Source organism: Flavobacterium sp. SOK18b, from assembly GCF_014156605.1.
Taxonomy (GTDB): Bacteria; Bacteroidota; Bacteroidia; order Flavobacteriales; family Flavobacteriaceae; genus Flavobacterium; species Flavobacterium tiangeerense.
On record NZ_QKNZ01000019.1, the window covers coordinates 16,706 to 33,640 of the forward strand.

The following is a 16,935-nucleotide window of genomic DNA, read 5'->3' on the forward strand; positions in this document are numbered from 1 at the left end:
ATTCAAAAGTACATTTTTTTATGGTTAGTAAAAACCAAATAAAACTTATAACGAGTTTACAGCAAAAAAAATATAGAATAGCCCATCAATTATTTTTTGCCGAAGGGGTAAAGGGTGTTCAAGAGCTAATAGATTCAAATTTTGAATTAGTTCATTTGTATACTACCTTAAATGATTTTGAAAATGTTTCTCCTGCCATAAGAACGATGGTACAAGATCAAGACTTGAAGAAAATTTCAGCGCTAGCTACTCCTAATTCTTGTTTAGCAGTATTTAAAATGCCCATAGAAAAAGAAATTAAAACCTCGGGTTTGATTCTTGCACTTGATGCAATTAGAGATCCAGGTAATCTAGGGACTATTTTAAGATTGTGTGATTGGTTTGGAATCCAACAAGTACTTTGTTCAAAAGAAACAGTTGATCTTTATAACCCAAAGGTCGTGCAAGCCACAATGGGATCTATTTCAAGAGTAAATGTGAATTATGTTGACTTGAATTTGTTTTTATCTCAAACGCAATTACCAGTTTATGGTACGTTTATGAATGGCGAAAATATTTATCAAAGTTCACTTCCCTCGCAAGGTATTATTGTAATGGGTAATGAGGCCAATGGAATATCACAAGAAATAGAATCTAAAATTACAAGTAGACTCACAATACCAAAATTTGGAGCTGTACAAAAAGCAGAAAGTCTTAATGTAGCAACGGCTACAGCAATTGTTTTGAGTGAATTTTGTAGAGGCTAATAAGAGACTTTTGGGCTTGAAGTTTTTTTAATGAAATGTAAAATTGATTAAAATTGCTCGAGACTTCAAGGATTCAATATTACTAGTCCACGGGCTATTTGGGTCATTGTCTCTAATTAACTCATCATTAATTCCAAAAACACCTCGAATGGAAGGGGAGAAGATAAAGTATTCTGAAAATACATCAATCCCAAAGCCCAATTCGTAATTTGTAGTCCAGCTTTTTACCCTAAACCGTTGCTGTAAGTTATCGTCCATTAATTTGGAATTACTGGATAAGTTAAGCGTAGCAGATAACCCGCCGAGTGCATAAGGTCTAATGTTCCCTGTTCTTAAAGATGAGAATTTTAATAAAAGAGGGAAGTGGATGTATGTGCTGTTTACTTCTCTTAATGCGTCACTAGGATTAGAAAAATTAGGGTAGTTTAAATCCCTTTTAGAATAATACAATCCTGGTTCAAAACGCAGATTGATATATTCATGTAGTTTATAATCACCTACAATACCAACATTAAATCCTGTGGTCTTTTTCACAAGAATATCAGGAGTTTCTGTCTTATAGTCTATTTTAAAATCGAAAGTATTAAAACCCAAGAAAAATCCAAAATACACCTTTTTTTGTTGAAAATTTTCAAGATTTATGATGGGGTCTTTGCTGAAAATACCTTTTGAATTCTGTGCATTTCCAGTAATAATTCCAGTTAAAAATAGGGCAATAATTAATTTTTTCATATTATTTTTTAGATGCTGAATAAATGGTAGCAACCCCAAAAGTTTGTGGTAAAGCTACAACATCTATAAACCCAGTTTTTCTTAAAATATTGTTTAATGCTTCTCCATATGGGAAAGCTGCTGCCGATTCTGATAAATAGCCGTATGCTACGTTGTCTTTTGAGAATAATTTTCCTATTAGTGGTAGTATATTTTTACTGTAAAAATTATAGCCTTGTTTATAAGGAGTTTTCACGGGAACCGAAGTTTCTAGAATAACAAAAACGCCGTTTGGTTTTAGTACCCTCAAAATCTCCGAAAGACCTTTCTCAAGATTTTCAAAGTTTCTTACTCCAAAAGCAACAGTTATGGCATCAAAATAATTGTCCTCAAAGGGCATGTTTTCTGAATCGCCTAAAACCATATCTATAGTTTTAGTCAAATTCTTATCAGCAATTTTACGTTCGCCCACCTCAAGCATTCCTGCAGATATGTCTAGACCAATGATTTTTTCAGCTTGAGTTTGAGCCATTAGTATAGCAAGATCTCCAGTTCCTGTTGCAATGTCTAAAATTTTATTAGGCTTTGACTGGGCAACTATTTGCAAAACTTTTTTGCGCCATTTGATGTCTATTCCAAAAGAGATAACACGGTTGAGACTATCATAATTTCCTGATATGGTGTCAAACATTTGAGCTACTTGTTCTTTTTTACCTAGAGAAGAATCCTTGTATGGAGTGATTTTTTGTGACATTTTTTTTGTTTGTACAAATATAATACAATCTAAATGAACTAGTAATGTGTTTCTATAATTTGACTCAAGATTTATTTTTTTAACGTATTGAAAAAAGATTCTTTCATTTTTTTACAAAAAAATCAAAATATCACTAAAAGTGGGTATTGTGGAGGTGAATTTTAATCTACACATTTGTACCGAAGAAATAAGCATAATAAATGGTTAAAAGACAAATGGTGGACCAAAGCAAATGGATAGTTCTTGCGTTACTTATCTCGTTTGTTCTAGTTAGATTTTTTGAGCGTACTGTTCTACAAAGCAGTATAGAGGTTAAAACGCAACATACGTTCTTAGGATTAAATTTGTTTTTGGAAATTTTAATTTTTTTCGTCTTTAGTACCTTCGTGGTATTTGGTATTAAAGGCTACTTTGAGATGTACTCTCAAAGGTTTTCAAACATTATTATTGCCATATCTGGTATATTATTAATGTTTGTAATTTTTATTTTATGTTATCAGATACTCTTTCTAGAGTAGTTCACCACTTTTAACCAATTGCTAAAAAAAAACATCCTGAAAAGGATGTTTTTTTTTGTTTTAAATTCTAATGTATGTTTGATATGTGAATGCGTATTGGTGTTTTTCGTCGGGAGCATGATATTCGGTTGCACTTATTTTCCAGATGTTTAAATCTATTTCTGGAAAGTAAACATCTGCTTCAAAGTCATGATGTACTCTTGTAATGTCAAGTTGATCTGCGTATTGAAGTCCTAGTTTGTATATTTCTCCTCCACCAATAATATATTTGTCTGCATTTTCGGGGCAATGATCTAGTGCTTTTTCAAGACTATCTACAATAATACAGTCATTTGCTTCGTATTTTTTGTCTCGGGTAATAATGATGTGTTTTCTATTTGGTAATGGTTTAGGAAAACTTTCAAATGTTTTTCTACCCATTATAATATGATGACCTGATGTTAGCGCTTTAAATCTCTTAAAATCATCTGGTAAATGCCACATTAAATCGTTGTTTTTTCCTAAAGCATTGTTATCTGCAACGGCAGCAATCATTATGATCATAATGTTATCAGGTTATTATTATTCGTTATTATTAATTTGAGTTTGTAATTGGTCTATCTTCTTTTTTTGTAAGGCAACCAATCTGTCAATTTGTTCTCTTTCCCAACTTTTATTCATAAAACGATCTGTGATAAATATTTTTATAAAATGTAGCGTAAATAAAAATAACCATACTGTAATGATGTACAAGTACCAATTTGAAATAAAAGAATTCTCAAATAAATGTTTCAAAGTAAATAACAATAAACTACTTAGCACAAAGAGAACAAAATGAAAGTAAAGTCGTTTTTTTTGCTTGATTCTGCGTCTTGCATATTCGTATTGTTCGTGTATTTCTCGTTCCATTTTTTTATGCTTTTAATGTATAAAGATAAAGTTTATTTCTTAAAATGAATCAATTGGAAAACGTATAATTTTGAACGCAATCGATTCACGATTTTTGAATTCAAAATTTTATGCCTGTAAAAATATATAAAAGTTTAAAAATTAACACTGTTTGAAGCATTTTAGAAATTCTAATAATGAGCGTTTGTATGTTCGTTAATTTTCACTTACTTTGTTGTATAAATCTATAAATGAAATAGTTATGTCTGTTAAAAAACAATTCATCAAAGCTAAACCTGTCTGTAAAGTTACTTTTTCTTTCCCTGCTAAAACAGCTCAACAAGTGGCTGTTGTAGGTGATTTTAATAATTGGGATCCTAAGCAAGGTAGTTTAAGTAAATTAAAGAGTGGCATCTTTAAGGGAGTCTTTGATTTGAATAAAGATGCTGATTATGAATTTAAATATCTAGTAGACGGAAACTACGTCAATGAGCCCGAAGCTGACTCCTACCGATGGAATGCCTTTGCTGGAAATGAAAACAGTGTTGTAGTTGTTTAAACTATAACACTGTTTTTATTATACTGCAACACTACCTTTTATACTGTCATGCGGATCATAACCTTCTAGTGTAAAATCTTTAAATTCAAATGCAAAAAGGTCTTTTATTTCTGGATTCAGGATCATTTTTGGCAATGGTCTTGGACTTCGGGTTAATTGCAGTTCCAATTGTTCAAAGTGGTTGTTGTATATGTGTGCATCACCGAAAGTGTGAATAAATTCACCGACTTGTAAATTACAAACTTGTGCTATCATCATGGTTAGCAATGCATAAGAAGCAATATTAAACGGCACACCAAGGAAAATATCGGCACTGCGCTGGTATAGTTGGCAGGATAGCTTACCATCCGCTACATAAAATTGAAAAAAGGCATGACACGGCGGTAAGGCAGCTTTGTTATTAGCAACATTTTCTTCAAATGATTTTGTTGTATCTGGTAGAACTGAGGGATTCCATGCTGAAACTAACATCCTACGACTGTTAGGATTTGCTTTTAATTCCTTTATCAAATCTGATATTTGATCAATTTCTTCGTTATTCCAGTTGCGCCATTGCCTACCATATACTGGTCCAAGATCACCGTTGGCATCAGCCCAAGCATCCCAAATTTTCACTCCGTTTTCTTGAAGATATTTGATATTGGTATCTCCTTTTAAAAACCATAGCAACTCAAAAATAATCGATTTTAAATGAAGTTTTTTTGTGGTCACCATAGGGAAACCTTCGTTTAAGTCAAAACGCATTTGATACCCAAAAACACTTTTTGTACCCGTTCCCGTGCGATCTCCTTTTTGACAACCGTTTTCCATAACGTGTTGTACCAAGTCTAAATATTGTTTCATGTTTAGTGTTTCAAAACGTTAGTTTTTGTAAATTTTACCGTCTTTCATTACAAAAACTATTTTTTCAAGTGTTTTTATTGTTGTAATAGGACTTTCGTCAACTGCTATAATATCTGCAAGAAAATTTTCTTTTATTTGACCTACAGTATCAGCTATTCCTAATAAGGATGCATTTGTAATTGTGGCGGCTTGTATTGTTTCTAGCGCGGGCATTCCGGCTTCTACCATATAACCAAATTCTTTTGCATTATTTCCGTGTGTAAAAACACCTGCATCAGTACCAAATGCAATTTTCACGCCCTTTTTATATGCTTTTGCAAAAGTTGCTTTCAGTTGTGGACCTACTTCTCTTGCTTTAGGTACTACAATTTCAGGATAGTATCCATTTATTTCTGCATTTTTCTCTACTTCTTTTCCCGCAGTTAAAGTAGGAACAAGATAAGCGTCGTATTTTTTCATCAACTCCATCGTTTCCTCACTCATAAAAGTACCGTGTTCAATGGTTTTAATTCCGCCAATGATTGCTCTTTGCATACCTTCGTCGCCATGAGCATGTGCAGCAGTTAGCATGTTGTAATCCTTAGCTGTTGAGGTGATTGCTTTTATTTCTTCTAAAGTGAATTGAGGATTTTTTCCGCTTTTTGCAACGCTTAGCACACCGCCAGTTGCAGTTATTTTAATCACATCTGCACCTTCTTTATAGCGCTCTCTCACTGCTTTTACAGCCTCTTCGGGTGAGTTTATTACTCCTTCTTGTGGTCCTGGATCACCTACTAGTTTACGATTACTACCGTTTGTTGGGTCGGCATGACCGCCTGTAGTAGCTATAGATTTACCTGCGGTAAAAATACGTGGTCCTTTTACAATGCCTTTATTAATCGCGTTTCTAATAGAAATATTTACACCTGTACCGCCTAAATCTCGTACGGTTGTAAACCCTGAAAGTAAGGTTACTTCGGCACAACGAACAGCTTGAAAAGCAATGTCTGCTTCGTTTTCTAGATACTTAGACATATAGCTTTTAGTGTCGTGTTCGCCCTCAATATGAACGTGAAGATCAATTAATCCTGGTAAAACGTACTTTTTCTTAAGGTCTATTTCGATATCATTTGGTTGAGATTTCGATACAAAACCTTCCTGAATCTTTATAATCTTATTTTTGGAAACAATTACGGTGTGGTTTACCAATTCTTTTCCAGTTAAGGTGTTTAATATTTTTCCACAATGCAAATAGATGTCTTGGCAAAAAGCATCAGTGCTGCATCCTAATACAAGTAGGAGTAAGGCAAGTTTTGTTTTCATAGTTTGATTTATAGGTAATTGCAATCAAATATAGGATTTAATAAAACAGTTTTCAAATAAATGTTGCACTGTTTTAGTATTGCCAATTCTAAAAAAATAGGATCCTTTATGAATTTCTTGTTTTATCGTTTTGAAATTTCATCACGTATTTTAGCCGCTTTTTCATAATCTTCGTTTGTTACAGCTTGATCTAGTAAATCATGAAGTTCTGGTAAAGTATGTTTTGAGTAGGTGTTTCCAGCTTGATTAGATTCGTCTTCATGACCAAAAGTTTCTGGATTTGACAACACATCGTCTAGGTCTTGATTGTCTTTGTTGGGGTCAAGTGGATTTGTTTTTAAGAAAATACCAGCTTTGTCTAAAATGTTTTTATAAGTAAAAATAGGAGCTTTAAAACGTAGAGCCAGCGCTATAGCATCAGATGTTCTAGCGTCGATAATCTCCTCAATTTTGTCTCTTTCGCAAATAATGCTTGAATAGAAAACACCATCTACAAGTTTGTGAATGATTACCTGTTTTACTACAATATCAAAGCGTTCTGCAAAATTTTTAAATAAATCATGAGTCAAAGGACGTGGTGGTTTTATTTCTTTTTCTAATGCAATGGCAATGGATTGGGCTTCAAAAGCACCAATTACAATGGGTAGTTTTCTTTCGCCGTCAACCTCGTTCAAGATTAAAGCGTAGGCTCCGTTTTGAGTTTGACTGTATGAAATTCCTTTTATAGATAGTTTAACTAAGCTCATAATTGTGTTGATGGAAAAGTACAAAGTACTTTTTTTTAAATTAAAAGTAAGTGGCATTTCCTTTAAAAAGAAATGCTACTTAAAAGCAAAGATACAAATATCTTGATTTAAGTAGCATTTAAAATGTTGTAATGATTTCTTTTTCCTTATTAGTTTTGCGCTTTAAAGGCTTTGAATTTTTCAATTAATTGAGGTACAATTTCAAAGGCATCACCTACAATTCCGTAATCAGCAACTTTAAAGAAAGGTGCTTCAGGATCGCTATTGATCACTACTTTAACTTTAGAAGAGTTAATTCCGGCAATATGTTGAATCGCACCTGAAATTCCAATAGCAATATACAAGTTTGTTGCTACCGGTTTTCCTGTTTGTCCTACGTGCTCTCCGTGAGGTCTCCATCCTAGATCAGAAACTGGTTTAGAACAAGCTGTTGCTGCTCCTAACGTTGTTGCTAGTTCTTCAATCATTCCCCAGTTCTCTGGACCTTTAAGTCCACGTCCCGCTGAAACTACAATGTCAGCATCAGCTATAGAAACTTTTCCAGAACCTTTTTCAACAGATTCTACTTTAACTCCAAAATCATTTTCACCGATTGTTGGATTAAAGTCTACTTCGTTTGCTGCAACTGGACTTTCAAAAATACCATACGAATTCTTAGCTAAGCCTAAGATCTTAACATCGGTATCAATTTGAGTGAAATTGAAAGCTTTGTTTGAAAAAGCAGTTCTTTTTACTTGAAAAGGGCTTGTAGAAACTGGTAAACCTACCACGTTTGAAGCAAATCCAGCCTCAAGTGCAACTGCAACTAGAGAGGATAAGTAAATGCTATCTGTAGTGCTAGATAATAAAACTAGTTTTGAACCTTCTTGTTGTGCAGCTTGCTTAATAACATCAGCATAAGCTTTTGCAGTAAAACCAGATAATTTATCATTGTTTACTTTAAGAACTTTGTCTACTCCGTATTTTGCTAATTCAGATACATCACTTGCATTAACAGTAACAGCTGTAACTGTTGTTCCTAGCGTTTCAGCCACTTTTTTTGCGTAAGAAGCTAGTTCGAAAGCTACTTTTTTGAATTTTCCTTCTGCGTATTCCGCGTATATTAATATTGACATAATTTTTTATTTTAGTCTTAAAGTTTTAAAGTCTAAAGTCATAAAGGGAAGTTATTGTTACTTTCTTTCCTTTCGACTTTCGACATTCGACTTTATGACAGTTAGATTACTTTTGCTTCGTTGTGTAATAAGTTAATTAACTCATCTAAATTATCTGCAGATACTAGTTTCACAGCTGATTTAGGAGCAGGTTTTTCAAACTTAACTGCTTTTGTGTTTACAGTAGCGTCTACTGGCTCTAGGATAGTCAAAGCTTTTGTTCTTGCAGTCATAATTCCTCTCATGTTTGGAATACGCAAGTCTTTTTCTTCTACAAGTCCTTTTTGTCCACCAATAATTAATGGTAAAGTAGTGGCTACAGTTTCTTTTCCACCATCAATTTCACGTACTGCTTTTACAGCAGTTCCGTCAACTGTTAAGTTAGTACAAGAGTTTAGGAAATTATAACCTAAAATTCCAGCGATCATTCCAGGTACCATTCCACCGTTATAGTCTAATGATTCTTTTCCAGCGATAACAATATCGTATCCTCCGTTTTTGATTACTTCGGCTAATTGTTTAGCCACAAAAAATCCGTCAGTAGGCGTTGCGTTAACACGAATAGCTTCGTTAGCACCAATTGCTAAAGCTTTTCTTAATGTAGGTTCAGTGTCAGGACCTCCAACATTTACAACAGTAACAGTAGCACCTTGTTGCTCTTGAAACCAGATAGCACGTGTTAGACCAAACTCGTCATTTGGGTTAATTACATATTGAACACCGTTTGTGTCAAATTCAGAATCTCCATTGACAAAGTTAATTTTTGATGTAGTATCAGGAACGTGACTGATGCAAACTAATATTTTCATACCTATATTTTTTATTAATCTTAATTTCTTTTACAAATTTAAAATATTAATTTGAATAATATACTATGCGTGCATAATATTTTTTTAAAATTACAACGTTTTCGTAGCCCGGATAGTAGCGGCATCCTTCTTGTGGCTCCTTTAGCCACAGGAAGATACAGCGTAGAGCCGGAAAAAGCTCCTAAAAATCATCCGTGTAAATCCTGAATTAATTTAGTATGTTTTATGCTTTTAAGTGATTTAAAATATTTATTTTTGCTTTTCGAAAATTAGACACATACAACATATAATATGAGAACGATACAATTTAGAGAGGCTATTTGCGAAGCGATGAGTGAAGAAATGCGTCGCGATGAGTCCATATACTTAATGGGTGAAGAGGTTGCTGAATATAATGGTGCTTACAAGGCGTCAAAAGGGATGCTTGCAGAGTTTGGTGAAAAAAGAGTGATTGATACTCCTATTGCAGAGCTTGGTTTTTCAGGTATTGCAGTGGGATCAGCAATGAATGGTTGTAGACCAATTGTAGAGTATATGACTTTCAACTTTTGTTTAGTTGGAGTTGATCAAATTATAAACAACGCTGCCAAAATGCGTCAGATGAGTGGTGGGCAATTTAATGTGCCTATTGTTTTTCGTGGACCAACAGCTTCTGCGGGGCAATTAGGTGCAACGCACTCTCAAGCTTTAGAAAACTGGTTTGCAAACACTCCAGGTCTTAAAGTTGTAGTTCCTTCTACAGTTTATGATGCAAAGGGATTATTAAAAGCGGCTATTCGTGATAACGATCCTGTGATTTTCATGGAATCAGAGCAAATGTATGGTGACAAAGGTGAAGTGCCAGATGGAGAATATGTTATTCCACTTGGAGTTGCTGATATTAAAAGAGAAGGTACTGATGTAACAATTGTATCTTTTGGTAAAATTATCAAAGAGGCTCATATTGCTGCTGACGAATTAGCAAAAGAAGGTATCTCTTGTGAAATTATTGATTTAAGAACAGTACGTCCGATGGATTATGAAACGATTTTAACTTCGGTTAAAAAAACAAATCGTTTAGTAGTTCTTGAAGAGGCTTGGCCTTTTGCAAGTGTAGCATCGGAGATTACATATATTGTTCAAGAGCGTGCTTTTGATTTCTTAGATGCGCCTATACAGCGTATCACAACGGCTGATACTCCTGCGCCTTACTCTCCGGTTTTATTGAAAGAATGGTTGCCTAATGCTGGTGACGTTGTGAAAGCGGTAAAGAAAGTAATGTATAAATAAAATGTAATGTACAACTCTTGTTGATGGAGTTGGTATTTATAATTTTTAACCTTAATAACTTCATCAATGGTTTCTATTGGTGAAGTTTTTTTATTTGTTATGAAAAAGTATCTTTTAATTTTGACTTTGTTTTTTTGTGGTGTATTCCATAACGTATTGGCGCAAACCAAAATAAGCGGTATTGTAGTAGACAAACAAAACCAGCCGATTCCGTTTGCCAATGTGGTTTTTAAAGGATCAAGTGAAGGAATCGTTACAAATGAAGATGGGAATTTTTATTTGGAATCCCAAAAGACGTATACCGTTGTGTTAGTTTCCTCAGTAGGTTTTTCGGAAAGAGAAATTACCTTAGAAAAAGCAGTTAACTATAATTTTAAAATCACGCTTAATGAGGCCGAAAGTTTAAATGAAGTAGTAGTTTTTGCTGGTAAGACTTCAAAGAAAAACAATCCTGCGCTAGATATATTGAGGAAAATTTGGGAACGAAAACGTAAAAACGGTTTGTACCAGTTTGATCAATACCAAATGGAAAAGTATGAGAAAATAGAATTTGACATGAACTCCATTGATAGTGCTTTCATGAAAAATAAAATTTTCAAGGGCATGGAGTTTATCTTCAATCAAATGGATACTTCAAGAGTTACTGGTAAAACGTACTTGCCTATTTTTATTAATGAATCTCTAAATGACGTTTACGGAGATAATGTTTTAAAGAAAGTAAAAGATAAAATAAAAGCAAGTAAAACATCTGGATTTAATGGCAATCAGCAAATATTAGCTTTTGTTAAAGATTTATATTCGGATTATAACATTTACAACAATCACTTAACTTTTTTTGACAAGAGTTTTACGAGTCCATTGTCTAAAACAGGAATTGATGTGTATAATTATGTACTGAGAGACAGTGCCTATATTGATAAAAAATGGTGCTATAATATTGTTTTTTATCCAAGAAGAAAAAACGAATTGACTTTTAAAGGAGATTTTTGGGTGAACGATTCTACTTATGCTATCAAGAAAATTAATATGGCAGTGACTAAAAGTGCTAATATTAACTGGGTAAAAGACATTTATATTGAACAAGAATTTGAGGTAGTAAGTGACTCCGTTTTTTTATTGACAAAGGATTATTTAATGTCTGACTTTGCTTTGAATAAAAAAGAAGATTCAAAAGGAGTTTATGGTAAACGAACGACTTATTTTAGAAATCATCAGTTCAACAAACCCTTGCCGGCATCTTTTTACAAAGACGAAGTCAATTACATGGATGATGAAGTCTATAACAAATCAGAAGAATATTGGGACGATAACCGATTTGAGAATTTAAGTAAAGACGAGTTAGGGGTGTATAAAATGTTAGATACACTACAAACAGTTAATAAATTCAAACGCTTGTACAACCTAGTTTCTATACTTGGTAGCGGCTACGTCGAATTTAAAAATTTTGATTTTGGTCCTGTTTTTTCATCCTTTGGATTCAATGAAGTTGAAGGAATACGATTGCGTGCAGGTGGTAGAACGTATTTTGGACCTAATGATCCTTGGCGACTTCAAGCTTATACAGCTTACGGTTTTGATGATAATAAATTTAAATACGGCGTTTCGGGAAAATGGATGGTCGATAAGAAAAACCGAATCATTATTTCGGGAGGAAACAGGCGTGACATTGAGCAAATAGGCGCGAGCTTAACCACAACCAATGATGTTTTGGGACGCAGTTTTGCTTCGTCAGCGGTTTTTTCATCAGGAAGTAATGGGAAGCTGACTAACATTAACTTAACTAATATTGCACTAGATATAGAACCTATTAAAAACGTAGTGATTCAGGCTGGTGTTTCGTATCGTACTCTTGAGTCGGCATCTTCTACTTTTAGTTTGGATTATTTTACAGATAGTGCAAAAAAGGTGACCAAAAGTGATGTAAAGCAATCTGAAGCCAACCTTCAAATTGAGTTTTCTCCAAAACGTAAAACAATTGGTTTTGGCGTAGAGCGCAGTATTGTAGATAGTCCCTATAGCCGCTTCTTTGTCAATTATAGCCATGGTTTCAAGGGACTTTTGGATAGTGATTTTAAATATGATAAGTTGCAATTGTATTACAAGCAGCCTATCATTATTGGTCCACTAGGAAGAACGAATTTAATCATGGAAGTAGGGAAGACTTTTGGAGAAATTCCGCTTGGTTTGTTGAGCGTAATTCCAGGAAATCAAACGTATTTTACTATCGAAAACACTTTTAGCAATCTTAATTTCTACGAGTTCGTTTCAGATGAGTACATAACCTTACAATGGAATCACAACTTTAATGGGCGCATTTTTTCTAGAATTCCGTTCATGCGCAAACTCAATTGGAGAGAAATCATAGCAGTACGCGGGGTATATGGTTCTGTTACTGATGGCAATAGAGCAATAAATGCATCCGGCTTGGTTTACAATGCGCCAGAAAGAGGCTACTGGGAATATAGCGCCGGTATTGGAAATATTTTTAAAGTATTCCGTATTGATTTTGCTTGGAGAGGTAATTATCTCAACACGCCAGGGGCCAATAATTTTACGGTAAAAGGCTCTTTTGGATTTAATTTCTAGGAGCTATTCCGGCTATTCGTTACAATCTTTTATCTCGTTAAAAAACGAGATAAAAGGATTTTTACTTCAAACGAAGTTCGCTGAACTCCTATTAAAAATAGATGTTAAGTGAAGTAATCCGGGCTAAAAAATCAAATTATGCAAGAAGCCATCGACTACCTTTTAGAAAAAGATGCCATTTTCAAGTCAATTGTTGAAAATTACGGATTGCCAACTGTTCCCAAAAGACCACAAGGTTTCGAGACTTTGGTATTATTGATTTTGGAGCAACAAGTTTCTATTGATTCGGCGAAAGCCACTTTTTTGAAAATAAAAACTACTCTAAAAACGATGGCACCCGAAATTCTTCTTGATGTGTCTGATGTCGATTTTAGGAATCTTGGCGTAAGCCGACAAAAAACGTCCTATATCAAAGCTTTGGCAAAAGCGCTATTAAATAAAGAACTTGATTTAGAAAGTTTACCAACTAAAACCGCTCAGGAGGTTCGGGAAGAACTCATCAAAATCAAAGGCATAGGGAACTGGACCATAGATATTTATTTAATGTTTTGCTTGCAAGCACCAGATGTATTGCCACTTGGTGATATAGCAGTAGTCAATACTTTAAAAGAATTACTAGACATTCATGACAAAGAACTCATGTATGCACACGCACAGCAGTGGAGTCCATATCGGTCCTATGCGACTTATTTATTGTGGCATCATTACTTGAAGAAACGAAATAGAACCATAACCTATTAAAAGAAGGTTTTTTTAAAATTTATTGAATAGATAACCTTGAATTTTCATTGCAAAAACGTATCGTTTGATTACTTTTGCAGGATAATTATAGATAAGAAAAACTAAAATGACTGCAGACAAATTAACAACTTTCGATGTCTTAATCGAAATACCAAGAGGAAGTAGAAATAAATACGAATATGATTTCGAAATAAAAAGAATGCGTTTTGATAGAATGTTATTTTCTTCAATGATGTATCCAGCTGATTACGGATTTATCCCTGAAACTTTAGCATTAGATGGAGATCCATTAGATGTATTAGTTTTGGTAAACGAGCCAACTTTTCCTGGTTGTGTAATGGAAGTAAAACCTATTGGAGTATTTCACATGGCAGATGATAAAGGACCAGACGAAAAAGTAATCTGTGTGCCTGTTTCTGATCCAATTTGGAATTCATTAGAAAACCTTTCAGATATTAACCCACACTTATTAAAAGAAATTGAGCACTTCTTTCAAGTATACAAAGATCTTGAAAACAAGAAAGTAGATGTTGAAGGTTGGGGAGATGTAAATGAAGCCTACGCTATCATCAAAGAATGTACAGAACGCTTTAATGCTATCGAAAACAAACCAGAAGGTTTGTTTAGCATTAAGTAATAATTTAGCATAATAATTGTAAAAAAAGCAATATTCCGTTTGGAGTATTGCTTTTTTGCTTAAATTCGTTTGGTTACACAATAAGTATTAACTATAAACCAAACCAAAATTATGAATACAATTATGATTTATTTGCCAATCGCCATGGCATTCATTGGACTGGCATTTATGTTTACAAAACGAGCATGGGTTTTAAAACAAGATCCAGGCGATGGTAAGATGAAGGAGATTTCAGATTACATTTACGAAGGCGCTTTGGCTTTCCTCAAAGCAGAATATCGATTACTGACTTTCTTTGTTATTGGAGCCAGTATCGCATTGGCGGGTATTTCGTTTATTGTTCCCACAACACATATATTAATAGTAGTAGCTTTTATTTTTGGTGCTTTCTTCTCTGCTTTGGCAGGAAATATGGGAATGAAAATAGCCACCAAAACAAATGTTAGGACTACACAGGCTGCTCGTACGAGTTTGCCGCAAGCTTTAAAAGTATCTTTTGGTGGTGGTACCGTGATGGGACTTGGTGTTGCAGGTTTAGCGGTATTAGGTTTGACTACCTTCTTTATATTTTTCTTCCACTTTTTTATGAACGGTGTCTGGACTTCAACAGAAGATATGACCATTGTTTTGGAAACTTTAGCTGGTTTCTCTCTTGGAGCAGAATCTATTGCTTTGTTTGCCAGGGTTGGTGGCGGAATTTATACAAAAGCCGCCGATGTAGGTGCCGATTTAGTAGGTAAAGTAGAAGCTGGAATTCCAGAAGATGATCCCCGAAATCCAGCTACCATTGCAGATAACGTGGGAGACAATGTAGGCGATGTTGCTGGTATGGGAGCTGATTTATTTGGTTCTTATGTAGCCACAGTTTTAGCAGCAATGGTGCTCGGAAATTATGTGATCAAAGATATGGGTGGTGCTATTCAAGATGGTTTTGGTGGTATTGGACCTATTTTATTGCCAATGGCTATTGCCGGTTTTGGAATTTTATTTTCGATAATCGGAACCATGTTAGTGAAAATCACAGATGATAATGCTAAAGAAGCGCAAGTACAAAGGGCTTTGAATATTGGTAATTGGGTTTCGATAGGTTTGACTTTAGTAGCTTGTTACTTTCTAGTGCAATACATGTTACCAGAAACCATGAAAATGGATTTCTTTGGAGAAGGAACTAAAGAAATTTCATCCATGCGTGTTTTTTACGCAACAATAGTAGGTTTGGTTGTTGGTGCGGTTATTTCATCGGTTACTGAATATTATACGGGATTGGGTACAAAACCAGTAATGGCTATTGTACAAAAATCAAGTACAGGAGCAGGTACAAACGTAATTGCAGGATTAGCAACCGGAATGATTTCAACTTTCCCAACGGTTTTATTATTTGCGGCAGCAATTTGGTCTTCGTATGCGTTTGCAGGGTTTTATGGAGTGGCTCTGGCGGCTTCTGCAATGATGGCAACTACAGCGATGCAATTAGCAATCGATGCTTTTGGACCTATATCTGATAATGCGGGCGGAATTGCAGAAATGAGCGAATTGCCTAAAGAAGTACGTACTAGAACCGATATTTTGGATTCAGTAGGGAATACAACAGCAGCAACTGGGAAAGGATTTGCTATTGCTTCGGCAGCATTGACATCACTAGCCTTATTCGCAGCTTATGTAACATTCACGGGAATCTACGGAATCAATATTTTCAAAGCGCCAGTATTGGCCATGCTATTTGTAGGTGGAATGATTCCGGTAGTGTTCTCTGCCCTAGCCATGAATTCAGTGGGGAAAGCTGCTATGGATATGGTGTATGAAGTACGCCGTCAGTTCAGAGAAATCCCAGGAATTATGGAAGGTACTGGAAAACCTGAATATGCAAAATGCGTTGATATTTCGACGAAAGCCGCTTTACGCGAAATGATGTTGCCAGGAATTTTGACTATTGGTTTTCCAATAGCCATTGTACTTTTAGGCAAGTTAGTGTATTCAGATAACAACCAACTCATTGCCGAAATGCTTGGTGGTTATATGGCTGGAGTTACCGTTTCGGGTGTTTTGTGGGCCGTTTTCCAAAACAATGCTGGAGGTGCTTGGGACAATGCCAAAAAGTCTTTTGAAGCAGGTGTAATGATCAATGGTGAAATGACCTATAAAGGTTCTGATGCGCACAAAGCAGCGGTTACTGGTGATACAGTTGGTGATCCTTTCAAAGACACTTCGGGACCATCTATGAATATTTTAATCAAATTGACTTGTTTGATAGGTTTGGTTATTGCGCCAATTTTAGGAAATGGTCACTCAGATGTAGCTACAGTTAAGTCTTGTTGCGCTGCTCATTCCAAAACAGAAATGGTTTACAGTATGGGCAAATGTGACCCTTCAAAAATGGCTAACATGACTAAAGCAGAATGTGAAGCGATGTGTAAAGAAAACGGATGTACACCTGAACAAACAGCAAAATGTTTGGCAAATTTTGATGCCAATGGTAAATATAAATATCAAAAAACAGATTGTTTTGATACCAGTAAATACGAGAAAAAAACCGTGAATGTTAGTATCTCTTCTACAAATGGAAAGACTGTTGGGAAAGTAACTAAAATAGTAAACGGAAAAACAACAACAGAGGTTTTTGAAGGTACAGAAGCTGAAGTAAAAGCCAAAATTGATGCTGTGAAGTAAAACAGCATATTATATAATAAAAAAAT

The 16,935-nt window shown here is 34.8% G+C and carries 16 protein-coding genes; 7 read left to right on the forward strand and 9 right to left on the reverse strand.

Features of this window, described 5'->3' with window-relative positions; genetic code table 11:
• The first annotated feature begins 20 nt into the window (after window positions 1–20).
• Window positions 21–746 (forward strand): RNA methyltransferase, encoded by a 726-nt coding sequence (locus tag DNC80_RS04305; protein WP_182649522.1) that lies wholly within the window; start codon window positions 21–23, stop codon window positions 744–746.
• Between the two features lie 27 nt (window positions 747–773).
• Here DNC80_RS04305 and DNC80_RS04310 read toward each other — a convergent pair whose 3' ends face one another.
• The 4 genes from DNC80_RS04310 to DNC80_RS04325 form a co-directional block, all read right to left on the reverse strand.
• Window positions 774–1,478 (reverse strand): porin family protein, encoded by a 705-nt coding sequence (locus DNC80_RS04310; protein ID WP_182649523.1) that lies wholly within the window; start codon window positions 1,476–1,478, stop codon window positions 774–776.
• A gap of 1 nt (window position 1,479) precedes the next feature.
• Window positions 1,480–2,211: a bifunctional demethylmenaquinone methyltransferase/2-methoxy-6-polyprenyl-1,4-benzoquinol methylase UbiE gene (ubiE, locus tag DNC80_RS04315; RefSeq protein WP_144891520.1), complete on the reverse strand. Its 732-nt coding sequence runs from the start codon at window positions 2,209–2,211 to the stop codon at window positions 1,480–1,482.
• Window positions 2,212–2,789: 578 nt separating this feature from the next.
• Window positions 2,790–3,272, reverse strand: coding sequence for a dihydrofolate reductase (locus tag DNC80_RS04320; protein ID WP_182649525.1), 483 nt, complete (start codon window positions 3,270–3,272; stop codon window positions 2,790–2,792).
• An 18-nt stretch (window positions 3,273–3,290) separates the two neighbouring features.
• Window positions 3,291–3,617, reverse strand: coding sequence for a 2TM domain-containing protein (locus tag DNC80_RS04325; RefSeq protein ID WP_182649526.1), 327 nt, complete (start codon window positions 3,615–3,617; stop codon window positions 3,291–3,293).
• A gap of 241 nt (window positions 3,618–3,858) precedes the next feature.
• Between DNC80_RS04325 and DNC80_RS04330 the strand changes: the two genes are divergently transcribed.
• Window positions 3,859–4,155 carry an isoamylase early set domain-containing protein gene (locus tag DNC80_RS04330; RefSeq protein ID WP_182649528.1) on the forward strand — a complete coding sequence of 99 codons (297 nt, stop codon included), beginning with the start codon at window positions 3,859–3,861 and terminating at the stop codon, window positions 4,153–4,155.
• An 18-nt stretch (window positions 4,156–4,173) separates the two neighbouring features.
• Here the strand turns inward: DNC80_RS04330 and DNC80_RS04335 are convergent, their stop codons facing one another.
• From DNC80_RS04335 to DNC80_RS04355, 5 genes are all read right to left on the reverse strand, one after another.
• Window positions 4,174–4,998 (reverse strand): thymidylate synthase, encoded by an 825-nt coding sequence (locus DNC80_RS04335; RefSeq protein WP_182649530.1) that lies wholly within the window; start codon window positions 4,996–4,998, stop codon window positions 4,174–4,176.
• An 18-nt stretch (window positions 4,999–5,016) separates the two neighbouring features.
• Window positions 5,017–6,300 (reverse strand): amidohydrolase family protein, encoded by a 1,284-nt coding sequence (locus DNC80_RS04340; protein ID WP_182649532.1) that lies wholly within the window; start codon window positions 6,298–6,300, stop codon window positions 5,017–5,019.
• A 122-nt stretch (window positions 6,301–6,422) separates the two neighbouring features.
• Complete coding sequence (locus DNC80_RS04345; protein WP_086454858.1) at window positions 6,423–7,046, reverse strand: bifunctional nuclease family protein; 624 nt, start codon at window positions 7,044–7,046, stop codon at window positions 6,423–6,425.
• Window positions 7,047–7,195: 149 nt separating this feature from the next.
• Window positions 7,196–8,161, reverse strand: coding sequence for an electron transfer flavoprotein subunit alpha/FixB family protein (locus tag DNC80_RS04350; RefSeq protein ID WP_182649534.1), 966 nt, complete (start codon window positions 8,159–8,161; stop codon window positions 7,196–7,198).
• 101 nt (window positions 8,162–8,262) lie between these two features.
• The gene (locus DNC80_RS04355; RefSeq protein WP_144891541.1) at window positions 8,263–9,009 is read right to left on the reverse strand and encodes an electron transfer flavoprotein subunit beta/FixA family protein; all 747 of its coding nucleotides are present in this window, start codon (window positions 9,007–9,009) and stop codon (window positions 8,263–8,265) included.
• 291 nt (window positions 9,010–9,300) lie between these two features.
• Here DNC80_RS04355 and DNC80_RS04360 point away from each other — a divergent pair, with 291 nt between their 5' ends.
• From DNC80_RS04360 to DNC80_RS04380, 5 genes are all read left to right on the forward strand, one after another.
• Entirely contained in the window at window positions 9,301–10,278 is a 978-nt protein-coding gene (locus DNC80_RS04360; RefSeq protein WP_144891543.1) for a pyruvate dehydrogenase complex E1 component subunit beta, read from the forward strand.
• Window positions 10,279–10,377: 99 nt separating this feature from the next.
• Window positions 10,378–12,864 (forward strand): DUF5686 and carboxypeptidase-like regulatory domain-containing protein, encoded by a 2,487-nt coding sequence (locus tag DNC80_RS04365; RefSeq protein ID WP_182649536.1) that lies wholly within the window; start codon window positions 10,378–10,380, stop codon window positions 12,862–12,864.
• 138 nt (window positions 12,865–13,002) lie between these two features.
• Window positions 13,003–13,605, forward strand: a complete 603-nt coding sequence (locus tag DNC80_RS04370; protein ID WP_182649538.1) for a DNA-3-methyladenine glycosylase — start codon at window positions 13,003–13,005, stop codon at window positions 13,603–13,605.
• 106 nt (window positions 13,606–13,711) lie between these two features.
• Window positions 13,712–14,242 (forward strand): inorganic diphosphatase, encoded by a 531-nt coding sequence (locus DNC80_RS04375; RefSeq protein WP_144891548.1) that lies wholly within the window; start codon window positions 13,712–13,714, stop codon window positions 14,240–14,242.
• A gap of 111 nt (window positions 14,243–14,353) precedes the next feature.
• The gene (locus tag DNC80_RS04380; protein ID WP_182649540.1) at window positions 14,354–16,909 is read left to right on the forward strand and encodes a sodium-translocating pyrophosphatase; all 2,556 of its coding nucleotides are present in this window, start codon (window positions 14,354–14,356) and stop codon (window positions 16,907–16,909) included.
• Window positions 16,910–16,935: the final 26 nt, after the last annotated feature.